Genomic DNA, 26,665 nt, shown 5'->3' with positions numbered 1-26,665 from the left:
CGAATGTCAATTCATGCCGCCGCTTGCGGGTGCGGCGAAAGCTATCGCGCGTGCACAGCACTTGCTGCTAATATGTAGCCATGCGCGCCCTTGCCCTCAGTGACCAGGTGCTGGATCTGGTCTACTCCACTCAGGCAGCCCAACGCTTCGCCGCTATCGATCTGGTGATCGGCTGCGGCGATCTGCCGTACTACTATCTTGAATACCTGGTGGATACGCTGGATAAGCCAGTCTTCTTCGTGCGCGGCAACCATGCCGCCGAGGTGGAGTATTCGCAGAGCCAGGCGCGCCGCGCCCCCTGGGGCGCCGAGGATCTGCACGGCCGCGTGGTACGGCACGGCGGCCTGATCCTGGCTGGCTTTGAGGGCAGCCTGCGCTACCGCCGAGGCCCCTTCATGTACACCCAGGGCGAAATGTGGCGCATGGTGCTGGGCATGCTGCCGCGCCTGCTCTATCATCGCCTGCGCTATGGCCGTGCCCTGGATGTGCTCGTCACCCATGCTCCCGCCTGGGGCCTCGGTGACCGTGAGGATAAGGCGCACCAGGGCTTCAAGGCTTTCCGCTGGCTGCTAGCCACCTTCAAGCCGCGCTGGCACCTGCACGGGCACATCCATCTTTATGACCGCAACCAGCCCGCCAGCGTGCAGTTTGGCGCTACGCGCATCCTCAACGTCTATGGCTATCAAGAGGTGGCCTTGGATGAATAGCTATTCCTCGGCGCTCAATGACTTCAAGCGCGCCCGCTCGCGCGCCGCACTGCGCAAGTGGCTGGCGCGCCTCGGCGCCCGCCACAGCGATGATCTGTTGCGCTTCGATGAGGTGCGCAAGATGCTGGGTGCGGTGAGCCAGTTGCCGCGCGGGCTGCACCAGATCCCGCTGGATGCGATCGTGGGTAGCGTGGGCCGCTATGAGGATTTCAATCGCCAGTTCCTGCCGCGCCAGGCCAGCCAGGGCGGGCGCTGGGCACGCGTGCGCATGGCGGTGGAGGGGCAGGGGGGCCTGCCGCCGATCGAAGTCTACAAGATCGGTGCGATCTACTTCGTGCTCGATGGCCATCACCGTGTCTCCGTGGCGCGTGAGGTCGGTGCCACCACTATCGAAGCCTACGTGACTGAGATCCCCACCAAGGTACAGCTCTCACCAACTGACAACATTGCCGATCTGATCCTCAAAACGGAGCTACAAGCCTTCACCGCTGATACCCAGTTGGCCCAAACACGCCCCGATGTTGATTTCCGCGTCACGCTGCCCGGCCGCATTCAGGAGCTGCGCGAACACATTGCCGTGCATCGCTACTACATGGGTCAGGCGCAGCAGCGTGAGATCAGCCTGCCCGAGGCGGCCGCCCACTGGGCTGATGAAGTCTATGTGCCCGCCGTGCACAGCATCCGCCAGCTCGGTTTGCTGCGCGATTTTCCGCAACGCACCGAGGCCGATATGTACCTCTGGCTGATGCGCCACCGCAGCGAGCTGGAAAAAGACCTGGGCTGGAACTTGGGCGTCAGCGAGGCCGCCGCGCATGCCTGGAACCGGCTCGAGGGCAGCCCGCGCCGCCTCGGCGCCCGCCTGCGCCGCTGGCTGAGCACGTGGCTGCCGCTGGCGGCGCCACCCGTGCCCACCGCCTGGCAATTGCCCAGCGAGGAGCTGGCCGGTGGGCAGACGCTCTTCCCGCGCCTCTTGGTACCACTCAGTGGCGAAGACGCCAGTTGGACCGCATTGGATGTGGCCCTGCAGGTGGCCCAGCGCGAGCACAGTGAACTGCGCGGCATCCATGTACAGCCGCTCGGCAAGGCGGATCCGGCCGCAGTGCAGCCGCTGCGCGAGGAATTCGAGCGCCGCGTGGCCGCCGCTGGGCTGCGCGGCAGCCTAGTGCTGGAGCAGGGCGATATTCACCGCCGGGTCGAGGCGCGCAGCCATTGGAGCGATCTGGTGGTGCTGCACCTTAAGTATCCTCCGGGCACGCGCCCATTGGAACGCCTGCTCTCCGGCTTGCGCACCTTTTTACAGCGCAGCCCGCGCCCGGTGTTGGTGGTGCCGCAGAAGACCGCGCTGCAGCATGCCCTGCTGGCTTACGATGGCAGCCGCAAGGCGCGCCAGGCGCTCTACCTGGCGGCTTACCTGGTGCGCCGTTGGGGTATCCGCCTCACCGTGCTCACCGCTCACGAGCGCAGCCTGCGCCCCACGCTGGCGCAAACCGGTGCCAAAAATTATCTGCTGGCTCGCGGCGTGCAGGCCGAGTATGTGCAGCGCCGTGGCCGCGCCGCCCAAGCCATCCTCAGCCTGGCGCGTGAACACGGCTGTGATTTTGTATTGATGGGCGGCTATGCCCAAAGTGGCTTACTGGAAGTCGTGCGTGGCAGCAACCTGGATGTGGTGCTGCGTGAGTTTCATGGAGCGGTGTGGGTGTGCAATTAAGCGGCCAGCCAGGCGCCTATCCCTTCGATCCCCAACCATAGCGCCATCCCCAACATCAACAGCAAGCTGCTTAGCTGCAGCCCGCGCCGCAAGCGCGGGTTGTATTGGCCCACCTTCTCAAAGATGTAAGCGATCAGCAGCAGGCCGGCAATGCTGACGATATAAAAGCCCGCCAGGAAGGCCAGCGCATGCACCCATGAGAGTTCCGCCGCCTCCACCAGCAGTGGACCGAGCACCAGCCCCCAGAACAAATACGTGCCCGGGCCAAGGAACAGCATCAGCATACCCTGCAGCAGGCTGCGCCAGGCGCTCACTGGCGCGGGCAGCTTGCCCGCTTGCGCCGTGCTGGCCTTGCGTAGTTGCCGCGCCAGATCCCAGGCCAGATACAGTAGCAGCAGCGCGCCGGCAATCCGGATGACCAGCAGGAAAGTAGTGGGCACTTGTTGCACCAGCAGCACCATGGCCACCGCAACGGGAATATCGGCCAGTAGCGGTGCCAGCGTCACCGGCAGGGCGCGCCGCCAGCCGCCCAGCAAAGCCTGGGCGATCACCAGGGATTGAAACGGCCCCGGGCTAAGCGCCGCACCCAGCCCGATCAGGCTGGCTTGCACAGCAAAGGCCCATACGCTCGTGGAGTCCATACGGGTTTATTTTACGAAAAGAGCCCAGTTTTGCTGGGCTCTTTGGTTGCTTGCTAGTATTGGCTCGAGTGCTCGTCCAGCCGGGCGACGTCTTCGGCGCTCAGGCTCCAACTCAACGTGGCGGCATTTTGCTGCGCCTGTTTGATGTTTTTGGCGCCGGGGATCGCCAGGGTTCCCTTGGCCACGCACCAGTTCAGCGCCACTTGGGCCAGCGGCACATCGCCGTGGGCGCTGGCAATGCGCCCCATCTCGGCCAGCAGCGGGCCGAGGCCGGCCAGCTTGCTGCCATTGGTCACCCGGCGGGCAATATCGCGCGGCGGGTTTTGCGCAGTGTACTTGCCGGTCAGCAAGCCTTGTGCCAAGGGGCTGTAAGCGATCACCGTGATGCCGTGATCGCGGCACAGTTGCAGCAGGCCGTTGCGCTCAGCGCCACGTGCCAGCAAACTGTACGAGATCTGGTTGCTGGCCAGGCGTACCCCGCGGCTCTCGAGCACCTTGACGGCCTGTTCCACCTGGCGCGGCCCAAAGTTGGAAACGCCCACCTGCTTCACCAGCCCGGCTTCTACCGCATCGGCGATGGCATGCAGCCAGGTACTGGTGCTGCGCGGCGGGAAGGGCCAGTGCACCTGATACAGGTCGATCGCCGGGGTGCCCAGGCGCTGCAAGCTGCCCGCTACCGCCTTGCGCAGGCTGCTGCGCAGCACGCGCCAGGGATACGGGAAGAACTTGGAGGCGACGAAGGCTTCGGCCGGGTTGGCCGCCATGAAGCCACCCAACAGGCTCTCGGAGCGGCCCATGCCATACACTTCAGCCGTATCCACGAAGGTGATTCCGGCGGCCAGGCTGGCGTCGTAGGCGCTCTTTAGCTCCGCTTCGCCGTACTCCTTGCCGTATGACCAGAACAGATTGTCTCCCCAGGCCCAGGTCCCCAAACCGATTGGGGCCACCTTGGGGCCATCAGGCCCAATATGAATGAGTTGCATAGCTTCCTTTGTAGCGAGTTTGTTGAGGCCTGTATTCTAAGCGCACATTCCATCCGCGGGCGGCGAATTTGTGGCCGTGATGTTATCCTTGGCCGCATGTCGGCTAAACCCTCCCTTTCCCTCCCACGCCTTAATTCCATCCAGTGGTTCGCGCAGGTATCCATTCCCTTGGTAGTGCTGGCTGCCTATTGTGTAGCCTTCCGCTGGCTGGTGGTGGCCTATCGCCCGCTGCCGGCTGGCGTCAATTTGAATTTCGTGCAGAACTTGCTGCCGCTGGCCTTGCTCGTTGCGGCGTTGGCTGCCGCGCTGGCGCTTTTGTTCAAACAGCGCGTTGCCCTCCAGCCGCCCGCGCCCGGCGGCCTGCAGGCCAGCGATGCGTTGCTGGTGCTCCTGCCGCTGGCGCCGATCGTGCAGTATGTGCTCAACAATCCGGGCCTGCTCTCGCCGCGCCAGGTGGCCATTCTGCTGGTGATCTTCCTCGTGGCCGCGCTGATCATGGTGCTCTTGGTGCCGGCCTTGCTTAGCGGCAGTGCCGATGTGCCATTGCTGCGCGCCATCGGCATGGTGACGGCCTTCCTGCTCAACAACATGGCGGCCATGAGTGCCGACTTCAAGTGGTTCGAACAGGGCAACTTTGCCATCCAACTGGGAATTGGGGTGGGCCTGGTGGCGCTGGCCAGCTTGCTGTATCGCTCGCGCCAGCGCGGCCTGCTGTTGGTGCTGGTTGTGGCCTTCTTCGCGTCCAACACGCTGCTGCAGATTGGCCGCGTGGAGGACAGCAGCAGTACGCAGGACATTAACAGCCACCCGCTACTGGCTGCCGGGCTGCCGGGCGAACCGGCCAGCCGCCCAAATGTCTACCTGCTGATCTACGATGCCTACGTGCCCAATGAGACGATGCGTGGCTACGGCCTGGATAATCAGGCGCAAGAGGACTACTTGCGCCAGCAGGGCTTTACGCTCTATCCGCGCACCTATTCGATCGGCTCGTATTCGGTGGCCACAATGACGCCAGTGCTGAATGCGTCCACCGAGTATTACGGGCCTTCGCGCACCGGCGCGTCCGGCGGCGGTGTGGTGCAGCAGCTGTTCCACACTCTGGGCTACCAAACCTATGGCATCTTCCCCTCTGACTATTTCTTCCGTGGGATCGGCTCCAGCTACGATGTGTCCTTCCCCAACAGCCGCCCGGCAGGCTCAGTGCTCTTTGATGCCATCCTCACCGGCGAATTCCGTTTCGACATCGGCTTCGATGCCATCAGCGCCAGTGATTACCTCAGTCAGAAGGCCTACCTGTTCTCCAACATCCCCGCCGAGCCTGTGTTTCTCTACAGTCACTCAAACTTCCCCGGGCACACCCAGAATTCAGGGGCCTGCCTGGATGATGAGTTGGAGAGCTTCCAACGCAAGCTCAACATTGCCAATGAGGAGATGCAGGCTGATCTGGGCTTGTTGCTGGCCAACGACCCTGACGCCATCGTTATCGTAGCCGGTGACCACGGCCCCTACCTCACCAAGAATTGCTATTCCCTGGGTGGCGAGTACCCGTTGGACGCGGTGACGCGCCTGGATATTCAGGATCGCTTCGGCACCTTCCTCGCGATCCACTGGCCGGGGAATGACCACGCCGCCTATGATGACATCGTCGTGCTGCAAGATGTGTTCCCGGCCGTATTCGCCTACATGTATCAAGACCCGGCCTTACTGCAAGCGCACCGCGTTGAGCCGGTCACGCGCTACACCCCCGAGACGATCAGCGGGGCGGCCGTGCAGGATGGCCTGATCGTGGGCGGCGCCGACGATGGCGAGCCACTGTTCCTCAGTGAGTAAAGCAAAAAAGAGCCCGGCGAACCGGGCTCTTTTTTTACGGGAGGGTGATCGTCGTCGCCAACGGCAGATGGTCTGATGCCGTGCTCAGGGGGATCGTAAAATCGCTGTAAGCCAGATCAGGCGAAGCGAAAATGTAGTCGATCTGGTGGTCAGCTGCAAACGAAGGATAGGTGAAGGTGCTGGCCAGGCCGCTGTGGCGTGAGATGTCCACGAAGCCACCGCCTTGCATCACCTCCAGCGCCAACGAATCGGGCAGCGAGTTCAGATCGCCCATGGCGATTGTCGCCGGGCGACCGGCGGCCGCATCCACCAGCACTGAGGCCTGCTGGGCGCGGATGTCATCCTGGCCTTCCTTCTCGCTGAAGTGCGTGTCGATCACGGTCAGGGTTTGGCCGTTCACATCCAGCTCGGCGTAGAGATAGCCGCGCAACAGCAGCACGTCTTCGGGTGGCAAGGTGTTGTTGGTGTAGCTTTGGATCGGCAGCCGCGTGAGAATGGCGTTGCCCCATTGGGCGTCTGCCGTTGGTCCCCAGATGTATTGCATCTCCAGGCGTTGGGCCAGCCACTCAAGCATGTCCATGCCGCCCCAAATCAGCCAGCCGCGCGAAATCTCTTGCAGGCCCACGATGTCTGCGCCGCTGGCTTCGATTACCTGCGCCAGCGCTTCCGGGTCCACGCGGCCATCCGTATTCACTGCGTCGTGCAGGTTGTAGTTCATCACGCGTACGCGGTTGCCTTCAGCGGCTTGTACCGCCGGCACCTGCCAGCTAAAGCTCAGGCCGAAGGGCACCAGCATGGCGATGGCTGCCAGCATCGCCGGGGAGAGCAGCGGCTTGCTCGCCTTCTGGCTGGCTGCACCACGCCAGGCCGGCAAAATGAACAGCGCCGCCAACACGGTGGCGGCGGGGGCGATCACGCTGGAGCGAATGCCGAAATCAATGTCGTAGGAGGCATAGTACACAAAGGTCATCAACACAAAGAAGATGTGCCCCAGGCCATTGAACAGCGTGCTGCGCAGCAGCCCCGGCTGGCCGCTGCCCTGCGTGGCGGCCAGGAAGATGAAATAGCCCAGCACCAGGCTGAACACCTGGCCGAGCAGCAGGATGATGGCCTGCGCCGGAGCCATGCGATAGGCCAGCAACAGGCTCATAAACACCAGCACGCCGGCCAACAGCCCGGCCAGGCCACGGCGCGGTGAGCTGCCAAGCTGCACCGCTTGCCACAGGCCGAAGGCGTTGCCGGCCAGCAGCAGGGTGCCCGCCAGTGGGGTGTTCCAGCCGGTATGGGCTGAGAACAGTGCGGTATTTTGGAAGACCAGCAATTGCAGCAGCAGCCAAGGGCCGATCGCCATCAGCGCGGTGGCATTGCCCCAACTGCCATCAGCGGCGGGCGGGGCATCGGCGGCCAGCTTGCTCAGCGTCCACAGTTGGGCTGCTGCCAGCAGCAACACCAGCAGCACGGCCCACACGCCGGGCTGCCAGGAGAGATCCAGCGTGCGCAGGCCGATCTGCAGCGCGCTATCCAGCACCAGGCCCAGCAGCCAGCCCAAGCCCAGATGCATGGGGATATCGCCGCCGCGTGCTCGCGCAATGCCGATCGCCAGCGGGATCCACATCAGGAACAGCGCGGTGGCCGCCGCCGAGAGGTACAGATCCAGCGGGGCGCTGGTGGCCAACTGCTCCAGCAGGCGTACCGCCGCCAGGCCGCCCGCGGTCAGCCAGAGAGTGGTGCGTGTGCCCAGCAGGCGGTTCAAGGGGCCAGCCAGGAAGGCGAGGGCGAAGACACCGATCGCCACGGGCGCCAGGCTGAGCGAGCTCATCCCGGTGGAATCACGCAAGTAGCCCACGAAGCTCACGAACAGCACGCGCAATTCCTGCAAGCCAAAGGTGACCGTGATGGCTGCAAACAGCCAGCGCAGCCAGTAGGCTTTAAGGTCAGAACGGAGAAGATTAAGCATGCAACTTCCTTTCAGAGATACGCGCGGAGAATTTGGATTAAATACATAAACCCCAGCGGGGCGGGTTCGTTGTCGGCTGGCTCAGGTGGCTTTGCGCCGGGCCGCGGGCGGCCACAGGCCCGACAGCGTGGCCAGCGCCACCAGCGCACCGAGGCTGAGCACAAAATAGCTGTAATCTGCCGGCTGCCGGGTGGCGTACAGAGCCGCCAGCATGCTGGCAAAGCACACCAGCGCGGTGACGGTGATGTTGTGCACCCGGCGCATCACCAGCCAGCCGATAAGGATCACCAGCAGCACTTGCGGCCAGGCTACAAAGGCGCTGGCGCCCAGCGCAGTCGCCAGCCCCTTGCCGCCGCGCAAGCGCAACCACAGCGGCCAGTTATGCCCAGCCACTGCCGCGCTGCCGGCCAACATCCACCAGGCGCCGCTATCGGCGGCCAGCGCCTGGCCGATGGCCATCGCCGCCAGCCCCTTTGAGAAATCCAGCACGGCGCCCACAGCTCCCCAGCCCAGGCCGGCCGTGCGCGCTAGATTGCGCGTGCCTACGTTGCCGCTGCCCGTCTCCGCCAGGCGCACGCCGGTGACGCGGCGCGCGAGGATGTGCGCGAAGGGCAGCGAGCCCAGCAGGTAGCCAATCAGCACACTGAGCAAGAGCTTCACTGGCTATAGATCCCCATTGGCCTTGAACCAGGCCAGCGCATCGCGCACGGTTTCTTCAAAGGGCCGCGCCTGCAGCCCCAGCTCGCCCTCGGCCTTGGTGGTGTTGTAGGGCTGCCAGCGGCGGATGCTGCGCAAATGATTGGCGGGCAGCGGAAAATTGGGGATGCGATCGCCCAGCCACACCACCGGCGGCACGACCCACAGCGGCAGGCGTAGCCAGGGCGCCTTGCGCCCGGCCACCTGCGCCGCGGTGCTGATCGCGTCGCGCAAGGTGGTGTTGTGCCCGCCGAGGATGTAGCGCTCGCCGGGGCGCCCGCGCAGGGCGGCCTGGATGTGGGCATTGGCCACATCGCGCACATCTACCACGTTCGCTCCTGCGGGCAGCCAGAAAAAGGCCAGCCCCTTGGCGATCAGGATCAATAGCGTGCCCAGGGTGCGGTTAAGGTCGCCCGGGCCGAAGACGGCGGTAGGGTTGGTCACCACCACTTCAAAATCCGGCGCGTTGGCGGCCAAGGCCAACTGCTCCATCAGAATTTTGGTTTCAAAATAGGCGCTTTCGGGAAAATCGCCCAGCGTATACACATCGCGCTCGTCGGCCAGGCGCCCGGCACCGGGCGGCAGGTTGGCGATGCAAAACAAGGCCGAGGTGTACACCATGCGCCGCACGCCGGCGGCGCGGGCGGCGGCCAGCACGCGCTGCATTTCGGCCTCTGCCGCGGCGAGGTGCTGGGCGCGGCTCAGTTGGTGTTCGCGGCGTGGGTAGTAGGCGGCGGCATGGAAGAGCAGGTCTACGCCTTCCATCGCGCCCGCCAGGCTGGCCGCATCGTTCAGGTCACCCTCCACCCAGGCCACGCCGGCATCCGCCGCCAGATGGCCGTGGTGGCCTGCCCGCCGGCGCAGGCCGCGCACGTGCCAGCCCTGTGCCAGGGCGGCGTGGGCAATGTGCCCGCCGATGAAGCCAGTGGCTCCGGTAACCAGTACGTTCATGGGCAGGATTATAAGGGGCATCGCTGCAGCGGTAGAATTGTGTCTGGCAGGTGATGGAGTTCGCCGCGCGCCGCCTATACTGTATGGGCAGCCCAAACCGCCGAATGGCTGATGACTCCTACGCATTCATCGATGTGGAGGCTTGCCATGGTTAACATTCTTTGGGTAGGGCTGGGCGGTGCACTGGGGGCGATGCTGCGCTATGTGCTTTCGATACAAATGCAGGCAGGGCGCGTTGCGCCGTTTCCCTACGCCACGTTGGGCATCAATCTCAGCGGTTGTTTTGCGATTGGCCTGCTGTCGCACTGGCTGTTACAGCATGGCCGCCTGGCGGATTATGGGCCGTTATTGATCAGCGGATTTTTGGGAGGTTACACCACCTTCTCCAGCTTTGGCTTGGAGCTCCTCAGCTTGCTTTCTGCAGGCCTGCTTGGCCAGGCGGCGGCCTATGTGCTGGCCAGCAATGTGGGCGGGTTGCTGGCTGTATGGGCGGGCAGGGCAGTGGCCGCACGGTTAGGTTAACAAAAAAAACCGCAGCATTCGCTGTGGTTTTTTTTGTTTTTGCGGTTGCTGATTATGCGGGTACGCTCTCGCCGGCGATGAACGTCTCCGTGTTGGTGCGGGCCAGGTCATCGGTGAACTGCTGCGGCGGGGTCTTCATAAAGTAGGAAGACGGGGCGATCAGCGGGCCGCCGATGCCGCGATCCATGGCCAACTTGGCGCAGCGCACCGCATCGATCACTACGCCAGCCGAGTTGGGCGAATCCCACACTTCCAGCTTGACTTCCATCTGCAGCGGCACATCGCCGAAGGCACGGCCTTCCATGCGGATGTGGCACCACTTACGGTCGGTCAGCCAGGGCACATAGTCGCTAGGGCCAACGTGCACATCGCCGCCGTCCAGTGCATAGGGCAGCATGCTGGTAACGGCGCCGGTCTTGGAGATCTTCTTCGACTCGAGGCGTTCGCGCTCGAGCATATTGTAAAAGTCCATATTGCCGCCGAAGTTCAGCTGGTAGGTGCGGTCGAGGTGCACACCGCGCTCCACGAACAGGCGCGTCAGAGCACGGTGGGTGATGGTAGCGCCTACCTGGCTCTTGATGTCATCGCCAATGATGGGGATGTTGCGCTCTTTGAAGCGCTCGCCCCAGTAATCCTGGCTGGCGATGAACACGGGGATGCAGTTCACGAAGCCCACACCGGCCTCGAGGATCTGTTCCACGTACCACTTGGTGGCCATCTCAGAGCCCACCGGCAGGTAGCTCACCACCACATCGGTGCCGGTGTCTTTCAGAACCTTGACAATATCGGCGGTGGCGCCGGGCGCCTTTTCCACTACTTCACGCAGGTACTTGCCCAGGCCATCGTGGGTCATGCCGCGCTGCACTTCCACGCCGAGGTGGGGCACATCGGCGAACTTGATCGTGTTATTGGGGTAGGCACAAATGGCTTCGCTCAGATCCTTGCCCACCTTGGTGGCCACCACGTCGAACGCAGCCGAGAATTCAATGTCGCGAATGTGATAGCCGCCCAGGTTGACATGCATCAAGCCGGGGACTTCGTCATTGTCGGCGGCGTTCTGGTAATACTGCACGCCTTGCACAAGGGAGCTGGCACAGTTGCCAACACCGATGATTGCCACGCGTACTTTTGAAGATGTGTTTGCCATGTTTCTCCTTTGTAAAGTTGCGGTGATTATATACCTTGCCCGCCGGGTTTGCTGCCTGTGGCCCCGCGCGCCGCGATGCAGGTTATGATTCGGCCTATGCAGGCCTATTCACTCCCTGAGATCATCACTGAGCTGCGCGACAACGCACAGCAAGTGGCCGCGGCCTTCGCGGCGGTGCCTGCGGCGCAGTTTTATCTGCACCCGCCGCAGGTATGGTCAGCCGCTGAGAACCTGGCGCACCTGATCAAGTCGGTGCGCATCGCTACGCTGGCCTACCGCCTGCCGGCGCGTATGTCGGGCCTGGTGTGGGGCACCGCCAGCCGCAGCCGCAGTTATGCCGAGCTGCTGGCGGCCTACCGCGCCAAGCTGGAAGGCGGCGCCGAAGCACCGGCAGCCTTCCTGCCGGAGCTGGGCGAACCGCCAGCCGACCCGGCCGCCGGGCAGCGCGCCTTGCTGGAGCAATGGATGCAGAGCATGTCTAAGCTGCTGAAGACGCTCGACGGCTGGCAGGAGGCGGATCTGGATAAGGCGCAGGTGCCGCACCCTTTGCTGGGCAAGCTCACCCTGCGCGAGTTGCTGTTCTTTACCCGCTACCACAACCTGCACCACGTCAATGATATGCAACGCTTGCTGGGCTTGCCTGAGGTTGCCTATGAGTGAGAACGGGCTGCCGGTGAACTTGCAGCGTTTTCTGGCCAGTTTTCCTGAGCCGCTGCAAGCCATGGCACTGGAGTTGCGCAGCCAGATCCTCGAGCTGGCGCCCGACGCGCTAGAGCAGCTCGACCCGGCAGCGCATTTGTTGGGCTATGGCTTCGCCGAAACCTATACCCACTTGATTTGCGTGATCATCTTTCAGGAGGATTACATCAACCTCGGCTTTCCGCGCGGGGTAGATCTGGAAGACCCCGAGGCTTTGCTGGAAGGCGAAGGCCAGCGCGCCCGCCACGTCAAGATCTACAGCCTCGAAGATGTAACCTTGCCGGGCATCCTCTCGCTGCTGCAAGAGGCGGTGCAGCGCACGCCGCGCCCAGACCCGCCTGACGCCAACGATCCCTAAGCACGATAAAAAACAGGCCGCAATTGCGGCCTGTTTTTTTTTATTGCTAAGCGTGTGCGGCTAGGGAACCTTGATCACTACGGAGAGATAACCAAACGGCGTGCCGCTGGCATCTGCCAGCGCCCAGTAGCCGGTATAGTCGCCGGCCGTGCTGGGCGCTACCAGGGCAATCGAAACATTGCCATTCTGGCCCACCGGAACGGCGGCGGTGAAGGGCTTGCTGCTGGAGGGGCCGCCCATCTGGTCACCACCGTTGTAGAGCAATTGGAATTCTGTGCTCCATTCACAGGTGCCCGAGTTGCGTACCGACCAGGTTTTCGTGTAGGCGGTGCCTGCGGCAATCTCTTCACCATCTTCCACGGTCACATCGGCCACAAAGGTCATCGCGCCACAGGTGGTCGCGGCGCCAGTGCCGCCAGTGCCGCCCGTACCGGCCCCGCCGCTACCCACCGTGGCCGTGGCCGATAGAGTGGCCGTGGGCTGCGGAGTAGCGGTGGGCATTTCAGTGGGGGTGGCCGAAGGATTGGCCAAGGCATATTCAGTCAATTGGGCGTAAGCGGTTGAAACGGCGTTCGTCTCGGCCACTGCCACGGTAGCCTGGATGTCGGCCTCCGAAGGGCCACAGGCTGCCAGCACTAGCGAGAGCGTCAGCAGGGGGAGAAGTAGGATGCGTTTCATCATGGGTACGATTCTATCCAGCAAATTTGCCGATTGGCGCTACTCATCTAGCGCTTAGGAAGTTGCCGGGCGGCTGGTCTCCGCCTTGGCCTGCTCGACTGCCTGGTTACCGATGTAGCGATAGGTCAGCAGCGTGGCCAGCAGGATCAGAACGCCGCCCGCCCAATAGGGCATCTCCAGCCCATAGCGGCGTGCCAGCAGGCCACCGGCCAGGCTGCCCAATGGCGCCGTGCCGATGACAATAAAGCGATACACACTGGTCACGCGGCCGAGCAGATCATCGGGGATCAGCGTCTGGCGCAGCGCCAGGATCAGCGTAACGCTCATCGTGGTGGAGAAGGAGTTGAGCGCCAGCATGGCCGCCGCCAACCAGGTGTTGTGGCTGACGCCCAGCACGATGAAGGCCAGGCCGGTCAGCACGATGCCGAGGATGATCACGCGGCCGGTGCCCAAGCGCAGCCCGGCGCGGTCAGAGACCACCGCACCGGTCAGGCCGCCGATGGCGCCCATCGAGAGCAGCAGCCCGTAGCCGGTGGCGCTCAGCCCCAGCTGGTCTTGCGCATACAAGACCAGCAGCGAATAGCCGGCGGTGAACACCAGGTTTTGCAGCGTGACCAGCAGCGCCAGGGCGCGCAGTACGCGGTGGTTCCAAAACCAGTGCAGGCCTTCGCGGATCTCGGTGAGCAGGCGCGTGGCTGCGCCGGGCTTGCGTTGTGCCAGGTAGGTGCCCTCCAGGGTGCCGAGCAAACCCGCCGCGCCACCGTAGGCCAGGCTGCTGATGATAAAAGCTGCCGGCGGAAACAAGGTGAACAGGAAGCTGCCCGCCGGTGGGCCGACCAGTTCGTTGGCCACGGTGGTGGTGGCAAACAAGCGCCCGTTGGCCTTCTCCAGTTGGCCTTGCTGCACTACGCGCGGCAGGATGGCAAAAGAGGCATTATCCACAAAAGGTTCCACCGTGCCCAGCAAGAAAAAGAATACATACATGCCATAGATGCTCAACAAACCATAGTAGGTGCTGAGCCCCAGGGCGAGGATCAGGCTGGCGCGAATGGCGTTGCCGATCCACATGATGCGTTTGCGATCCAGGCGGTCGACCACGGCACCGCTGGGTAGCGAGAACAGCAGCCAAGGCAGGCGCTGGGCAGTGACCAGGCCTGCGATCAGCAAGGGGTCACGCGTCAGGCTGGCCGCCAGCAGTGGCCCAGCCGAGAGCCATACGCCATCCGCCAGGTTGGTGGTGAAGGAGGCCTGCCACAGGCGCATGAACTTGGCGCCCAGGTTGCCGGCCACGGTGCTACGAATGCGGGAGAGATTCATCGTGTCTTTCTCATCGTGCCAGCGCGAAAAGCGCAGCCGGTGAATTCACCGGCTGCGCACGGCGCGTGGCGGGGTGGGCTCAATCCAGGCGATACAGTTGGCCGTACTTGTCTTTCAAGTAGCGCATGTACGGGGCGATACGCAGCTGGCCGCCGCTGATGCGTTCCACCAGCTCGTTGGGTTCGTACTTGGCGCCATACTGGTAGATATTCTCGCGCAGCCAGCCGTGCAGCGTGCCGAACTGGCCGGCGGCGATCTCCCCTGGAATGCTGGGGTGGGCCTGCAACGCCGCATCGTAAAACAGGGCGCTCATGATGTTACCGAGGGTGTAGCCCTGGAAGGCGCCGCCGATCAGGCCAGCATACCAGTGCACATCCTGCAGCACACCATCCACATCGCTGGGGGCCTGGATGCCCAGGTCACTCTGGTAGCGTGCCTGCCAGGCCGCCGGCAGATCCTTGATCTCCAGGCTGCCTTCCAGTAACTGCAACTCCAGGTCAAAGCGCAGCATCACGTGCAGGTTATAGGTCACCTCGTCGGCATCCGTACGGATCAGCGAACGCTCCACCTTATTGATGGCGCGGTAGAAGCCATCCACATCGGCGTCTTTGAGTTGGCTGGGGAATTGCTGCTGCAGCTTGGGGAAGTAGTGCTCCCAGAAGCCGCGGCTGCGGCCGACGATGTTCTCCCAGGTGCGCGATTGGCTCTCGTGCACGCCGGAGGAGGTGCCGCCTGCCAGCGGCGTGGCTTCATAGGCCGGGTGGATGCCCTGCTCGTACATGGCGTGCCCGGCTTCGTGCAGCGTGCTGAACAACGCGTCCGCCAGGTAGTTGGGCTTGACGCGGGTGGTGATGCGCACATCACTGATCGAGAAGCTGGTGCAGAAGGGGTGGTGGGTCTTGTCCTGGCGGCCGCGCTCAAAATCGAAGCCGAAATCTCTGATCACACCCAAGCCAAACGCCAGTTGCTGTTCTTCGGGATAGTCTTTGCGCAGCACGCGGTCATCGGCCTCTGCCTGGGCGGTGATGGCTTGCACCAAGGGCACCAGCTCCTGGCGCAATTCGGCGAACAGGCTGCGGATGCTCTCGGCACGCATGCCAGGGTCCGGCCCATCGATCAGCGGGTCGGCGATGTGCGCGTAGCCCGGGAAGAAGTTGGCATACTCGCGGCTGAGATCCAGCGTGGTTTGCAGGCGCTCGGCCACCGCCTTGAAGTCATTGGCGGGGCGAGCTTCCGTCCAGGCCTGATAGCTTTCGGCCATATGACGGTTGGCGCGTGCCACCCAATCGGCGGATACTTTGACCTGTTTGTCGTAGTCCTTACGCGTCTTGCGCACCAGGGCGGCATCGTCGGAGCCGGCGGGTTGCTCGGCCGCCCAGGGTTCCAGAGCGTCGAGCAGGCGGCCGATCTCCGCATCGGTGAACTTGGCTTGCGCCAGACTGGCCAGGGTGGCCATCTGGCGGCCGCGGGCGGCTGCGCTGCCTTTGGGCATATAGGTGGCTTGGTCCCAACTGAGCACCGCGCCGGCTGCGCTCAGGTCAGCCACTTCGGCCAAGCGGTTTTTGAGGTCATTGAGTTTGGCTTGCATCGTTGATGTCCTTGAGGGTTAGCGCAGCGCAAGGCGCAGCGGGGAACTGAGCAGGGCGCGTGGCCCGCGGCCGCCAGCCGCCGCGGGGACGCTGCGGCTGGGTTTGGGCGGCAAGTAGGGCACCAGGTTGGCGGCCACCAGCGGCAGCACTTGCTGCACAAAGGGGTCAAGCGCCTGGCGCGGCTGCTGGTGCGTCCATTGTTGGGCGGCACCGTACAGCGCCCAGGCCGCCACGGTGGCGGTCTGCGACAGGGTGGGGGCCTCGGCGCGGTGGCGCGCCGCTGCGTAGGGGGCCATGCCCTGCATCAGGCGTTCGTAGATGTGGGCCTTGAGCTGCTTCTCCACCAGGGCTTCCATCTGGCCGCGCGGTGGCGGGCAGTGACTTTCGGTCTTGTCCAGGAAGGTGCACACAAAACGCAGCAAGGCATGCAGCGCATCCTCGCTGAGCTGCAACTGGGGGCCGAGGGCGGCATCCAGCTCGGCACGGATGCGGCTGCTCATATCGTATTCGAGCAGCGCATACTTATCCTGAAAGTGCGCGTAGAAGGTGACGCGATTCAGGGTGGCGCGGCTGGCAATCTCGCTGACGGTGATGGCATCAAAACTTTTTTCGCCCATCAGTGCGTGCAGCGCATCCACCAGCAGGGCACGCGTGCGCACAACGCGCGGGTCTTCCGGATTCTTGGTTTTTTCTTGAGTAATTAACATTTTCGCCGTTTTGTTGTTTAGCTAACAAACTCTCCGATTTGTTGGTTGACGTAACCGAGTTCCTTATTATCATCTGTAGGATACCTTACATTTGTTGTTTTAGATAGGAGAAATAGATGCAAGCAGTAGTTTCGTTGTTGTCCCCCGATTGGGGTTTGCTCATCCTGCGCATTGGCGTAGCCGTGGTGTTCTTTGTGCACGGGCTGCCCAAGATTAAGAATGTGGGCCAGACGGCCGGCTTCTTCACGCAGGCCAACATTCCCATGCCGGTGGTATCGGCCTGGATCGTAGCCCTGGTGGAAACCCTCGGTGCGATTTTGCTAGTGCTCGGCCTGGGCACCCGCGTGATGGCGTTGGGTATGGCGTTTGCCATGCTGGTGGCGATCAAGGTCGTCAAGATCGGCATGGCCAAGGCCAAGTTCTCGGGTGGCTGGGAGTTTGAGTTCATCCTCGGCATGGCCGCCCTGGCGCTGGTGTTCACCGGTGCCGGTGCGCTGGCGCTGGACGCGGGCCTCGGCTGGTAACGATGGCCACCGTGCTCTGGATCGTACAAGCGCTGCTCGGCCTGATGTTCATCGGTGCGGGCGCCATGCACGCCTTCCAGGCGGAGACGATGGCCAAGCAGCCGCCGATGGCCTGGTTGGCCGCGGTGCCTAAGCCACTGATGACCTTTATTGGCTTGGCTGAGATTGCCGGTGGGTTGGGGCTGTTGTTGCCGATGCCCACAGGCATTGCGCCCTGGCTCACCCCGCTGGCTGCCGCACTGTTGGCGGTGGTGATGCTAGCCGCGATTGTGTTTCACTTGCGCCGCAAGGAGTACCCCAACATCGGCATCAATGTGGTGCTGTTGCTCCTCGCCGCACTGGTGGCCTGGGGCCGCTGGGGGCTGTTTTAGCCTCACGCTTTCCGCACGGAAACAAAAAAAGACCTCGCAATTTGCGAGGTCTTTTTTGTGTATGCGTGCAGCCTAGACGCGCTTGCTGCCGCGTGGGCTGGCCGAGATCCAGGCGATGATGTTGCGCACCACCAGAGCCACGATCATCACCCCAAAAAAGGTGGAGATGCTGGTGAGCAGGGCGGTGAGCGGCTCCCCGATGGTGGGCAATTCGGAGAGCGTCTGGCTGAAGAACACCAGACCAACCGCCACCAGGAAGAAGTGGTGCTCCATATCCTCGGTGATGAAGGTGTAGCCGGCAAACAAGCCGAGCAAGATCATGAGCCACACAAAGGCGGAGTGGATGGGCGTGACCAGGGCGAGAATGACAGCCAACACAAGTCCGGCGATGAAGGCCCAACGAGCCATTTCACTACGATCCATAGGTATCCTTTCACTTGGGCGTGGATGTGCGGCCACTGCGGCCGCGCTGTTGGAGACAACGCAAGGTTCGGATCCGTGTTATAGTTAATTGTCCAACCCAATCAAAAACGCCCGGCTTGCCGGGCGTTTTTGACTTTAAAAATAAGAGCTGCAATGGATTAGGAGCGGAACCAGCCGATCACGGTGCGGGCCACGATGGCCAGGGCCGCAATGGAAACAAACAGGCCCAGCAGGCCCAGGGCGGAGGTGATGTACGGGCCGACGACGGGCACGAAGTTCAGGCGGTCAGCAAAGAAGGAGAGCGCCAGGGCGATGATGAGGAAGCCCTTCTGCGAATCCTTGCCGATGTGCAGCCAGCCACCCACCAACGCCAACACGATGATGATGTAAGCGATCGGCATCTGCACGCTCTGGATGTTGACGCCAGGCAGCACGAACAGAATGCCGGCGATGATCGAAACCACTACGCCAGCCAAAAAGGTGTAGCGGCCGATCATGGCCATGTCGCTGCCGTTGCTGGCTGCGGCGGTGCTCTTGGTGGTGCGCTTGCTCTTGCTTACTGCTTTCTTGGTTGTTGCCATAATTCCTCCTTAGGGATTATGAAAAAAGGATAGACCGACTCTAACAGCTTGCGGCCGTTGCTGCCAGCCGATTAACGGGCCTTCTGCTTGGCATTTTCGAATAGAAAACTAAGCTGCTTGGCGCGCGCCGCGCCCATACTGGCGCCTTTGGGCGCCTTGATCACCAATGGCTTCAGTTTCTTGCTCGAAACCGTGGGAATGGCAGCTGTGCCGACCTGCACATCGCTGGCCGGGTCTAAAAATACCAATGCCGCCGATACCGGCACGCTCTCCTCCTTGAGGTGCTTGGAGAGCCAGCGGTCAAGCGCCTCTGCCTCGGCGGTGGCTTCGGCCACCGGGTTGCCGATGCCCTCTTGCGTCAGGCGCTTGAGCAGCGGCACGCCACTGGCCTTCCAGCGCCGGCGCTTGGCATCATAGGTGATCGTGCCCGTGGTCTGGCGTGGTAGCAAGATCCACAGGCCGCTGGGGCCAACCAGCAGGTGCGAGGCCGGGCTGGTGTAGTTGTACAGGCTGTAGCTATCATCCAGCGATTTGAGCGCCTGATAGAGCTGGCGGTCCGGGCGCTTATTCCAGCGGTTGAAGTATGTGCCCACCTGGGTAAAGATCATGCCACCGGTCAGGAACAACAAATACAGCCCAAAATCCTGATTCTGGCGAAAAAGCACATAGACCGAGATCACCAGCATGAACATGCCGGTGAGGTTGGCCACCAGGGCCACGCGGGTATTGCGCTTGTAGAGGCTTTCGTTGGTGATCAGGCGCATCCAATTACTCCTGAGAGGTTTCGAACGAAGTGAGCTGTGCCAGGCCGTGTTCGATGGTCTCGGCCAGCGAGGCCAGCAGGTTGACCTCAACCGAGTGGCGTGCCAGGCGCAGCGCGCTGAGCAGGGCGCGTGAATCGGAGCGCCCGTGGGCCACGAACACCAGGCCGTTGATGCCCAGCATCGGCGCCGCACCCACTTCGGCCGGGTCCAGCTCCTTGCGCAGACCGCGAAAGGCCGGGCGCGCCAGCAGACCGCCCAGCGTGGTGATCGGCGAGCTGCTGATCTGCTCGCGCAACCGGTCGGTGATCAGCTTGGCGATGGCTTCAGCCGATTTCATCACTACATTGCCAGTAAAGCCATCCGTCACCACCACATCGGCCTCGCCGCCGAAGAGCTCCTTGCCTTCTACGTTGCCTACGAAGTTCAAGCCGCTGTTTTGCAGCAGCGGGTAGGTGGCCTTGACCAGTTCGTTGCCCTTGCCCGCCTCTTCGCCATTGGAGAGCAGGCCGATGCGTGGGTTCTTCACGCCCAGCATCTTCTCCACATACACTGAACCGAGCAGGCCAAATTGCAGCAGGTATTCGGGCTTGCATTCCGCATTGGCGCCGATATCGAGTACGGCGCAGCGCCCGCCCGCCACCGGGAAGAACACGGTGAGCGCGGGGCGCTTGACGCCGCGCAGGCGGCCCAGGCGCGCCAGGGCAATCGCCATCTGGCCGCCGGTGTTGCCGGCCGAGACGAACGCATCTGCCTTGCCTTCCTTGATCAGATCCATCCCCACGCCCATGCTGTTCTGCATCTTGCGCAGCGAACCAGGCGAGATGTGGTCGGTCATCTCGAATACATCCGGGGCATGCACCAGCTCAATGCCGGCCGTGCGCGAGCCGAGCAGGGTCTTCAGGCGTGGCGCGTCGCCCACCAGGTATAGCGGTTCGCTGTATTGGCGGGCATACTCCACCGCGGCCTCTACTTCAGGGGCAGGGTGGTTATCGCTGCCCATGGCATCTAAAACAATGCGCATACGTCTCCTCGAAGAATAAATGGGTAATGAGCGCTAAGGCCCAGATGAAGGACCCCGCTTGACGGGCAGGGTGAGCGCATTATAATACTGCGTCTTGCGCTGGTGCTGGAACTGGTAGACAGGCATGGTTGAGGGCCATGTGCCGCAAGGCGTGTGGGTTCGATTCCCACCCAGCGCACTCGCCTCGCCTGGCGGCGAGACTTGAGGAGTTTCTGTTCGATACTGAGCAGAAACTCCTTTTCGTATCTGCGTATGGCCATCCGCTATACTTAGCCAAAACCGGAGGGTCGTATGTGCCGCAATATCCGAGTGCTCTATAACTTTGAACCACCCACCACGCAAGATGAAGTGCAGGCTGCCGCGTTGCAGTTTGTGCGCAAAGTATCTGGCTTCACCAAGCCTTCGAAGGTGAATGCTGCCGCGTTTGCGCTGGCGGTGGAAGAAGTGGCCGCGGCGACCCATAAGTTGCTGGGCAGCCTGGAAACTTCCGCCCCGCCGCGTGATCGCGATGTGATCGCCCAGCGGGCGCGTGAACGCGCTGCCAAGCGCTATGGCTTGCAAGCGCAATGACCAAATACACCACCACGATCTGGCAAAGTGGTAACAACACGGGCATCCCAGTGCCGCCTGAGGTGCTTGAGGCGCTCGGGGCGGGCAAGCGGCCGCCCGTCAAAGTAACCGTGGGAGAGTACAGTTACGCCAGCAGCGTAGGCGCCATGGGTGGCCAGAGCCTGATCCCGTTCAGCGCGGCCCATCGCGCCGCCAGCGGCCTTAAGGGCGGCGATCGGGTGGCGGTGACGCTGGTGCTGGATACGGCGCCGCGCACCGTGGAGCTGCCAACGGATCTGGCCGCGGCGCTCAAGCGCGCCGGCGTGCTGGCCGCCTTTGAGGCTAGCGCACCCTCGGCCAAGAAAGAATTTGTGCGCCAGGTCGAATCCGCCAAAGCAGCCGAGACGCGCCAGCGCCGCATAGAGAAGATCATCGCCAGCTTGGAAGCCAAAAGGAAGTAATCCAATGAACAGCAAGACGATCCTGACCGCCAGCGCGTGTGTTCTGGGGCTGGCGGGCATTGTGCTCACCTTCGCGCCCGAACTCGGTTTGGGCGCCCTGCGCATCCCGGCCGAGGCCGCCAGCCTGCTGCTGGCGCAAATTGTCGGCAGCCTGTATTTTGGCTTCGCCATGCTGAATTGGATGCTTAGAGATGGCATCATCGGCGGCATCTACAACCGCCCACTGTTGGTGGCCAACGTCAGCCATTTTGTGATCGCCGCGCTGGCGATCCTCAAGCAGCTTTCCGCAGCGGCCGGCACGGCGCTGTGGGTGGCCGGCGGGCTGTATGCGCTGTTCGCCATTTTGTTCGGCTGGCTGCTTTTCCAGCAGCCCAGCCGGGCGGCATAGCGTGCCACCAATTCTCACAGGGGAGTCCTCAGCACGTATGTCAAAACTTGTCAGTGTGGCCGAAATGCGCGCCATCGAGCAGGCCGCCGATGGACTCGGGTTAAGCTATGCGCAAATGATGGAGAATGCCGGCAAAGCGCTAGCCAACGCCTTGCTTGCGCATAGCCAGCAGGGAGAACGAGGGGGCGAGCGCAGCGTGGTGGCGCTGGTGGGCGGTGGAAACAATGGCGGCGATGCGCTGGTGGCCCTGGCGCATTTGGCCACGCTGGGCTGGAAAACCGGCGCCTTGCTGATCGGCAAGCGCTTCAGCCATGATGAGCATGTCAAGCGCGCCCGCAAGGCTGGCGCCGCGATCCGCAGCCTGGATTATGACAATCACGAAACGCTGGATGCGCATGCCGACTGGCTGCGCAGTTTTGCCTGCGTGCTGGATGGCATCCTCGGTACCGGCGTGCGCACGCCGGTACGCGAGCCGCTGGCACGCGTAATGGCCGCGCTCAAAGCCAATTTTGAACTCAGCCCGCGCAGGCCCTACGTCGTCGCAGTGGATTGCCCCTCGGGCATGGATTGCGATACTGGCGAGGTGGCGCCGCAGGCGCTGCCCGCCGATCTGACCGTGTGTATGGCGGCGGTCAAATATGGCATGCTGACCCTTCCCGCGTTTGGTTACCTGGGGGAGCTGCAGGTGGCCGATATTGGCATCACCAACCGTGTGCGCCCGTGGGCAGAGATCAAACGCCAGACCATCGATAGTGAGATGGTGCGCGGCTACCTGCCGCCGCGCCCGCTAGGGGCGCACAAAGGCAGCTTCGGCCGCCTGCTCGTCGTAGCCGGCTCGTTGCAGTACCCTGGCGCGGCGTTGCTGGCCGGGCGTGCTGGCTATCGCAGCGGTGCCGGCCTGGTGGAGCTGGCGCTGCCTAAACCTTTGCAGCCTCTGCTGGGGGGCCATTTGCCCGAGGCGATCTGGCTGCCGCTGCCGGCGCTGGAAGGCTGGCTGGCGGCCAGTGCGCTCAAGCCACTCAAAGCCGCTCTGCCGCAAGCCAGCGCGCTGCTGCTGGGGCCGGGGCTGGGCCTCACCGAAGCCACGGGCGAATTCGTGGGCAAGCTGCTTAAAGAGAAACTGCCGCCGCTGGTGGTGGATGCAGACGGGCTGAAGCTGATGGCCGCCTATAAAGATTGGTTCCGGCGTTTTGCCCTGGATGCGGTGTTAACGCCGCACCCGGGCGAGATGGCGGCGCTCACCGGCCGCAGCGTAGAAGAGATCCAGCGGGCGCGCATCGCCACCGCCGAGGAATTCGCGCAGGCTTGGCAGCAAGTGGTGGTGCTCAAAGGCGCCTTCACCGTGGTGGCCGCTCCGGATGGCCGCACGGCGGTGCTGCCCCTGGCTACCCCGGCGCTGGCGCGCGCAGGCACGGGCGATGTGCTGGCTGGCCTGCTGGCCGGCTTACGCGCCCAAGGTGCACCCGCCTTTGAGGCGGCCTGCGCGGCGGTGTGGCTGCACGGGCAGGCTGCCCTGAATGTGGCCCGGGTGCGCGGGGCCGCGGCCGTGCTGGCCGGTGACCTGTTGGATGCACTCCCACTATGGGCTGAGCGATAAAAAAAGAGACCCGCATCGCGGGTCTCTTTTTTTTGAAGATACAGGTGGGAGCCTACTTGGGCGACTTCTTGGCCGCTTCGATGGCGGCTTCGCCACGCGCCTTCAAGTCTTCGGCGCTCTTGCGCAGGCCGGCCGTTTGGTCCTTGGCGTACTTGGATACTTCCTCGGCACGCTGCTTGGCCATCTTGGTCAGCTCATCGGCGCGGGCGCGCGCCTCAGCGGCGGCTTCTTCGAGGCTGTCGCTGGCCTGATCGCGCAGCTCAATGCTGCGGTCACGGATGATGCGGCGGGTCTCCTCGCCGGAGTGGGGGGCGGTGAGCAAAGCCACTGCCGCACCGACCAAACCACCTACCAGCAAGCCAGACAGAAAGCCGCTGAATTCACTACTACTTCGGTCAGACATAGTTATCTCCTTTTGATTTCCCAGGTTACTTACGACGGCTAAAGTTCAGCATATCCAGCGCTTTGCGAGCAGCCGCCAGGCTCGCATTCACTTTCACTACAGGCTCCACCAAATGATCGCTCAGGAAGCGCGCCGTGCCCCGCAGGGTGTGCGCCGCATCGCTGGCGGAGTCAATAATGGGGCGCAACTCGTTTTGCAACAAGTTGATCAGCTGGGCCAGTTGGAACAGCAGGATGACCAAGGCCAGGCCCACGAGCATGAACTCAAACGCCACCAGGATGATCACGATGTCGCGCACCGTCTCGGTGGGGGCGCCGGGCTGCAGCAGGAAGTAGACACCGGCAACCAGCGCGCCGATGAACAGCACCGCCAGCACGCCCAGGCCGATCATCAGCCCCTTGGACGATGCAGCGGCTTCCCCGTTGACATGGTCGTTTGCAAAATCGTCAGTCATTTTTCGCTGCTCAGCCCGCATTATAGCGTACGGCCTATAAGCTTTATATTTGATTTCTTAAACGCTATGTGAGTGTTGTTTGTCACTGCCAGGCGGACAGATTGTCTTGGATCTGTTGCATCTCACGTTGATTGCCATTCACCTGACGTACAGGGGCGTCAGCTTCCAGCTGGCTGCAGGCGGCATCGCGGCAGTAGCGATACTCCAGCCCTTCGCCAAAGTTGGTGGGGCTGTACAACACATAGGTATAGCGCCCGCCCCCCAGATCCCACATCGGCAGCGGGGTGGCCCAATCGAGCAGCTTGAATTGCAAATACACCGCACCACTATCCGCCGGGGCGCTCAGATCGAACCACAACGGTGCGCTGCTGCCCGCCGTCCAGCCTTGCAGGTTGTCACGCACGGTGAGTTGCTGGGTGCCGGCCGGAATGATCAGTTGGCGCTGCACGAAGCCGCCCTCGGCATAGTGCTCGGCGTTCCAGAAGCCATCCCCCAGGCTGTACTTGTAGCGCAGGTCAATACCGCTAGGCAGTTGCAGGGTCAGCGAATAGCCACCATCGTGAGCAGTGAGCACCATGCCGTGGCTCAGCGCGGTGAGGTTGCCCAGCAGGAAAACAGGTACGCCCGCCGGGCTGTTGGCGCTGGGCACCAGGATGAAGGTTACATTGGCCAGCACCGCCGGCTGCAATTGCAGTTCCGCCGGCGTTTGTGAGCCCGCCGCTACCAGGGCGCCTTGCTGGAAGCTCTGGTAGCGCCCCTCGGGGTCAGTGAGCACCATGTTGTGCAAGCCTTGTGGCAGGCCGTCAAAATAAAAGCGTCCTTCCGCATCGCTGATCGTAGCCAGGCCGGCGGCGCGCACGGCGATGCCGTCGAGCGGCTGGCCGCTATCGGCGGCGGTGATGCGCCCGGCTACCTGGCCAACCGGCAGGGTGCTGGCTGGCGCGTCGGCCCAGGCGGCGATGAGATCATGCACCACATGGCCAGCGCCGCTGACCAGGAAGCTGCGGTAGGCGATCGGCTCGCCAGTGGCACTGACTTCATCCACGGCCGCGGCGGCGCTCACCCGGCTGTAGCGATAGGTGAGCAAGCTGCCGGCGGGCACGCTGAGCGTGGTGGCATAGCTGCCCTCACCGCTGCGCTGCATGTTGACCGCCTGGCGGTTGAAGCTCAGCCCGGTAAGCAGATCGACAACATCAAGCTGCACGGGCTCGTTGGCGGGAGTGCCCGGCGGGGTGAGCACGTTGAGGATCACGCTGACCAGCGGCGGATTTTGCACATCCGTAATGGCAGGGCGGGCGGGTTGGCAACTTGCCAGTAGCAGGCCCAGCAGGGCTAGAGATAGGGCACGTCTCATAGGTCTTGGCTCCGGCGGCGCACACGCTGGTGTTGGGCCAGCAAGGCGGTCGCTACGCTAAGGAAGTAAAGGGCTACCAGCGGCGCCCACACCAGCAGCATATTGATCGGGTCAACCGTGGGGGTGATCGCTGCGGCAATGATCGCCAGCACCACCACGGCGATGCGCCAGTTGGCGCTCAGCCAGCGGGCGGGCAACAGGCCGATGGCAGCCAGCACGAAGGAAAGCAGCGGGAGTTCAAAGGCCAGCCCGATCCAGAACATCAGCCCGGTGGCAAACCCAATATACGAAGAAGGCCGCACCTGGGTGGGGATCTCCATAAAGTTCACAAGAAAGGTAACGGCGGGCGGCAGCAAAATGTAATAGGTGAACAAGGCGCCGCACGCAAACAGGATCAGGATCAGTGGAATGGCGATCAAGCCCACCAGACGCGAGCGGCGCGAGAGCCCCGGCGCTACAAAGCTCAACGCCTCAAACGCGATATACGGCAGGCTGACCACAAAGGCACTGAAGAAGGTGATGCGCATCACTACGCCGACTGGCTCGGTAACATCCACGGCTTGCAGGGCGGGCAGGCCGCCGATGGGGGCCGCCAGCCAGCCGAGCAGCTGCGGGGCGAATTCGAAGGCGACCAATGAGGCGAGGATGAGCACAATGACCGAGCGCACCAAATGGCCGCGCAACGCGGCGAGGTGCACGAGCACATCGCCCGGGTTGGCGACGGCCTTCTGCACCGTTTCGCTCAGCGGTACATAGGCCGGCTCCTCGGCCAAAAAGGGCTGCAGCGGGCGCAGCAGCCAGCGGAAGGGGGCGCTGAGCACGCGCCACAGGCCGCCGAGCAGGCGGCGTATGGCGGCGCCGAGCTTGCTGGCCATCAGGCGCCCTCGCCAGGGTCGTTGCCCGGGCCAGCGGCCGCGTCCGGGTCAGGCGGCGTGGGGGCGGGCGGCTGGCTGGGGGTTGGGTTGCGCGTCCAGGCCACGAATTGGCGGTCGAGCTCTTCGATCTTCTGGCGCTGCTGCTTGAGCTCGCTGCCGATCTCGCGCCCCATCATTTCGAGCTCATCCACGCCGGCTTGGCGTGCCAGCGTTTGCGGCAGCTCGCGCAGTTGGCGTGTGGCCTCGGTGAAGGTATGCCAGGCGCCCGATTGGCGCACGGTGCGAATGGTGCGCCCCAGGCGCGCGCCCAGCTTCACCAGGTCTTGCGGGCCGAGCACCAGAAAGAGGATGATGGCTACAAAGAAAAGCTCAGTGGGGCTGATACCGAGAAATTGCATGCAACAATCATG

General features: G+C 63.1%; 31 protein-coding genes and 1 tRNA gene. 13 read left to right on the top strand and 19 right to left on the bottom strand.

The window, feature by feature from the left end; genetic code table 11:
• Positions 1 to 80 precede the first annotated feature (80 nt).
• Together KF821_02330 and KF821_02325 are read left to right on the top strand one after the other, a co-directional pair.
• Complete coding sequence (locus tag KF821_02330; GenBank protein ID MBX3004647.1) at positions 81 to 707, top strand: metallophosphoesterase; 627 nt, start codon at positions 81 to 83, stop codon at positions 705 to 707.
• Positions 700 to 2,415 carry a universal stress protein gene (locus KF821_02325; GenBank protein MBX3004646.1) on the top strand — a complete coding sequence of 572 codons (1,716 nt, stop codon included), beginning with the start codon at positions 700 to 702 and terminating at the stop codon, positions 2,413 to 2,415. Before KF821_02330 ends, KF821_02325 begins: the two co-directional genes overlap by 8 nt.
• Here the strand turns inward: KF821_02325 and KF821_02320 are convergent.
• Positions 2,412 to 3,056 carry a LysE family transporter gene (locus KF821_02320; protein MBX3004645.1) on the bottom strand — a complete coding sequence of 215 codons (645 nt, stop codon included), beginning with the start codon at positions 3,054 to 3,056 and terminating at the stop codon, positions 2,412 to 2,414. The two genes, KF821_02325 and KF821_02320, sit on opposite strands and share 4 nt — an antisense overlap.
• Before the next feature lie 53 nt (positions 3,057 to 3,109).
• Positions 3,110 to 4,039: an aldo/keto reductase gene (locus KF821_02315; protein ID MBX3004644.1), complete on the bottom strand. Its 930-nt coding sequence runs from the start codon at positions 4,037 to 4,039 to the stop codon at positions 3,110 to 3,112.
• Between the two features lie 96 nt (positions 4,040 to 4,135).
• On the opposite strand from KF821_02315, the gene KF821_02310 reads away from it, so the two are divergent.
• Positions 4,136 to 5,869 (top strand): hypothetical protein, encoded by a 1,734-nt coding sequence (locus tag KF821_02310; protein MBX3004643.1) that lies wholly within the window; start codon positions 4,136 to 4,138, stop codon positions 5,867 to 5,869.
• A 34-nt stretch (positions 5,870 to 5,903) separates the two neighbouring features.
• On the opposite strand, the gene KF821_02305 is transcribed toward KF821_02310, so the two are convergent.
• The 3 genes from KF821_02305 to KF821_02295 all read right to left on the bottom strand — a co-directional run bounded on the left by KF821_02305 (position 5,904) and on the right by KF821_02295 (position 9,473).
• Positions 5,904 to 7,826: an endonuclease/exonuclease/phosphatase family protein gene (locus KF821_02305; GenBank protein MBX3004642.1), complete on the bottom strand. Its 1,923-nt coding sequence runs from the start codon at positions 7,824 to 7,826 to the stop codon at positions 5,904 to 5,906.
• Between the two features lie 81 nt (positions 7,827 to 7,907).
• On the bottom strand, positions 7,908 to 8,486 hold the full coding sequence (locus tag KF821_02300) for a glycerol-3-phosphate acyltransferase (protein MBX3004641.1): 579 nt from the start codon (positions 8,484 to 8,486) through the stop codon (positions 7,908 to 7,910).
• Between the two features lie 3 nt (positions 8,487 to 8,489).
• Complete coding sequence (locus tag KF821_02295; GenBank protein MBX3004640.1) at positions 8,490 to 9,473, bottom strand: NAD-dependent epimerase/dehydratase family protein; 984 nt, start codon at positions 9,471 to 9,473, stop codon at positions 8,490 to 8,492.
• Positions 9,474 to 9,620: 147 nt separating this feature from the next.
• Here KF821_02295 and crcB point away from each other — a divergent pair, with 147 nt between their 5' ends.
• Entirely contained in the window at positions 9,621 to 9,995 is a 375-nt protein-coding gene (gene crcB / locus KF821_02290) for a fluoride efflux transporter CrcB (GenBank protein MBX3004639.1), read from the top strand.
• Between the two features lie 52 nt (positions 9,996 to 10,047).
• Here crcB and KF821_02285 read toward each other — a convergent pair whose 3' ends face one another.
• Positions 10,048 to 11,142, bottom strand: coding sequence for an inositol-3-phosphate synthase (locus KF821_02285; GenBank protein ID MBX3004638.1), 1,095 nt, complete (start codon positions 11,140 to 11,142; stop codon positions 10,048 to 10,050).
• Between the two features lie 96 nt (positions 11,143 to 11,238).
• Here KF821_02285 and KF821_02280 point away from each other — a divergent pair, with 96 nt between their 5' ends.
• Positions 11,239 to 11,802, top strand: a complete 564-nt coding sequence (locus KF821_02280) for a DinB family protein (protein MBX3004637.1) — start codon at positions 11,239 to 11,241, stop codon at positions 11,800 to 11,802.
• Positions 11,795 to 12,199 carry a DUF1801 domain-containing protein gene (locus KF821_02275; GenBank protein ID MBX3004636.1) on the top strand — a complete coding sequence of 135 codons (405 nt, stop codon included), beginning with the start codon at positions 11,795 to 11,797 and terminating at the stop codon, positions 12,197 to 12,199. The genes KF821_02280 and KF821_02275 overlap by 8 nt, the downstream gene beginning before the upstream one ends.
• 60 nt (positions 12,200 to 12,259) lie before the next feature.
• On the opposite strand, the gene KF821_02270 is transcribed toward KF821_02275, so the two are convergent.
• The 4 genes from KF821_02270 to KF821_02255 all read right to left on the bottom strand — a co-directional run bounded on the left by KF821_02270 (position 12,260) and on the right by KF821_02255 (position 16,490).
• Positions 12,260 to 12,880: a hypothetical protein gene (locus KF821_02270; GenBank protein ID MBX3004635.1), complete on the bottom strand. Its 621-nt coding sequence runs from the start codon at positions 12,878 to 12,880 to the stop codon at positions 12,260 to 12,262.
• Between the two features lie 51 nt (positions 12,881 to 12,931).
• On the bottom strand, positions 12,932 to 14,194 hold the full coding sequence (locus KF821_02265; protein MBX3004634.1) for an MFS transporter: 1,263 nt from the start codon (positions 14,192 to 14,194) through the stop codon (positions 12,932 to 12,934).
• A 79-nt stretch (positions 14,195 to 14,273) separates the two neighbouring features.
• Entirely contained in the window at positions 14,274 to 15,782 is a 1,509-nt protein-coding gene (locus KF821_02260; GenBank protein MBX3004633.1) for a carboxypeptidase M32, read from the bottom strand.
• Positions 15,783 to 15,800: 18 nt separating this feature from the next.
• Positions 15,801 to 16,490 (bottom strand): TetR family transcriptional regulator, encoded by a 690-nt coding sequence (locus KF821_02255; protein MBX3004632.1) that lies wholly within the window; start codon positions 16,488 to 16,490, stop codon positions 15,801 to 15,803.
• Positions 16,491 to 16,606: 116 nt separating this feature from the next.
• On the opposite strand from KF821_02255, the gene KF821_02250 reads away from it, so the two are divergent.
• Complete coding sequence (locus tag KF821_02250) at positions 16,607 to 17,014, top strand: DoxX family protein (GenBank protein ID MBX3004631.1); 408 nt, start codon at positions 16,607 to 16,609, stop codon at positions 17,012 to 17,014.
• Between the two features lie 2 nt (positions 17,015 to 17,016).
• Positions 17,017 to 17,385 (top strand): DoxX family protein, encoded by a 369-nt coding sequence (locus KF821_02245; GenBank protein ID MBX3004630.1) that lies wholly within the window; start codon positions 17,017 to 17,019, stop codon positions 17,383 to 17,385.
• Positions 17,386 to 17,457: 72 nt separating this feature from the next.
• On the opposite strand, the gene KF821_02240 is transcribed toward KF821_02245, so the two are convergent.
• The 4 genes from KF821_02240 to plsX form a co-directional block, all read right to left on the bottom strand.
• Entirely contained in the window at positions 17,458 to 17,808 is a 351-nt protein-coding gene (locus tag KF821_02240; protein ID MBX3004629.1) for a hypothetical protein, read from the bottom strand.
• A gap of 158 nt (positions 17,809 to 17,966) precedes the next feature.
• Positions 17,967 to 18,389 (bottom strand): hypothetical protein, encoded by a 423-nt coding sequence (locus KF821_02235; protein ID MBX3004628.1) that lies wholly within the window; start codon positions 18,387 to 18,389, stop codon positions 17,967 to 17,969.
• A 71-nt stretch (positions 18,390 to 18,460) separates the two neighbouring features.
• Positions 18,461 to 19,153, bottom strand: a complete 693-nt coding sequence (locus KF821_02230) for an NERD domain-containing protein (GenBank protein ID MBX3004627.1) — start codon at positions 19,151 to 19,153, stop codon at positions 18,461 to 18,463.
• Positions 19,154 to 19,157: 4 nt separating this feature from the next.
• A complete protein-coding gene (plsX, locus tag KF821_02225) occupies positions 19,158 to 20,174 on the bottom strand; it encodes a phosphate acyltransferase PlsX (GenBank protein ID MBX3004626.1) in 1,017 nt (338 codons plus the stop codon).
• Positions 20,175 to 20,270: 96 nt separating this feature from the next.
• Between plsX and KF821_02220 the strand changes: the two genes are divergently transcribed.
• The 5 genes from KF821_02220 to KF821_02200 all read left to right on the top strand — a co-directional run bounded on the left by KF821_02220 (position 20,271) and on the right by KF821_02200 (position 23,169).
• A tRNA-Leu gene (locus KF821_02220) sits at positions 20,271 to 20,352 on the top strand.
• Positions 20,353 to 20,465: 113 nt separating this feature from the next.
• The gene (locus tag KF821_02215; protein ID MBX3004625.1) at positions 20,466 to 20,744 is read left to right on the top strand and encodes a DUF2277 domain-containing protein; all 279 of its coding nucleotides are present in this window, start codon (positions 20,466 to 20,468) and stop codon (positions 20,742 to 20,744) included.
• Positions 20,741 to 21,184 carry a DUF1905 domain-containing protein gene (locus KF821_02210; GenBank protein MBX3004624.1) on the top strand — a complete coding sequence of 148 codons (444 nt, stop codon included), beginning with the start codon at positions 20,741 to 20,743 and terminating at the stop codon, positions 21,182 to 21,184. Before KF821_02215 ends, KF821_02210 begins: the two co-directional genes overlap by 4 nt.
• 4 nt (positions 21,185 to 21,188) lie before the next feature.
• Positions 21,189 to 21,572 (top strand): hypothetical protein, encoded by a 384-nt coding sequence (locus KF821_02205; GenBank protein MBX3004623.1) that lies wholly within the window; start codon positions 21,189 to 21,191, stop codon positions 21,570 to 21,572.
• Between the two features lie 37 nt (positions 21,573 to 21,609).
• Positions 21,610 to 23,169: an NAD(P)H-hydrate dehydratase gene (locus KF821_02200; protein ID MBX3004622.1), complete on the top strand. Its 1,560-nt coding sequence runs from the start codon at positions 21,610 to 21,612 to the stop codon at positions 23,167 to 23,169.
• Positions 23,170 to 23,221: 52 nt separating this feature from the next.
• Here KF821_02200 and KF821_02195 read toward each other — a convergent pair whose 3' ends face one another.
• The 5 genes from KF821_02195 to KF821_02175 form a co-directional block, all read right to left on the bottom strand.
• Complete coding sequence (locus KF821_02195) at positions 23,222 to 23,572, bottom strand: YtxH domain-containing protein (GenBank protein ID MBX3004621.1); 351 nt, start codon at positions 23,570 to 23,572, stop codon at positions 23,222 to 23,224.
• Between the two features lie 25 nt (positions 23,573 to 23,597).
• Complete coding sequence (locus tag KF821_02190) at positions 23,598 to 24,026, bottom strand: hypothetical protein (GenBank protein MBX3004620.1); 429 nt, start codon at positions 24,024 to 24,026, stop codon at positions 23,598 to 23,600.
• An 82-nt stretch (positions 24,027 to 24,108) separates the two neighbouring features.
• On the bottom strand, positions 24,109 to 25,380 hold the full coding sequence (locus KF821_02185) for a hypothetical protein (protein MBX3004619.1): 1,272 nt from the start codon (positions 25,378 to 25,380) through the stop codon (positions 24,109 to 24,111).
• Complete coding sequence (locus KF821_02180; protein ID MBX3004618.1) at positions 25,377 to 26,255, bottom strand: twin-arginine translocase subunit TatC; 879 nt, start codon at positions 26,253 to 26,255, stop codon at positions 25,377 to 25,379. Before KF821_02180 ends, KF821_02185 begins: the two co-directional genes overlap by 4 nt.
• Entirely contained in the window at positions 26,255 to 26,653 is a 399-nt protein-coding gene (locus KF821_02175) for a twin-arginine translocase TatA/TatE family subunit (protein ID MBX3004617.1), read from the bottom strand. The genes KF821_02180 and KF821_02175 overlap by 1 nt, the downstream gene beginning before the upstream one ends.
• Positions 26,654 to 26,665: the final 12 nt, after the last annotated feature.

The organism is Anaerolineales bacterium, from assembly GCA_019637755.1.
Classification (GTDB): Bacteria; Chloroflexota; Anaerolineae; order Anaerolineales; family UBA11579; genus JAMCZK01.
Note: the sequence above shows the minus strand (reverse complement) of the source record. Positions and strands in the feature narration are given on the sequence as shown.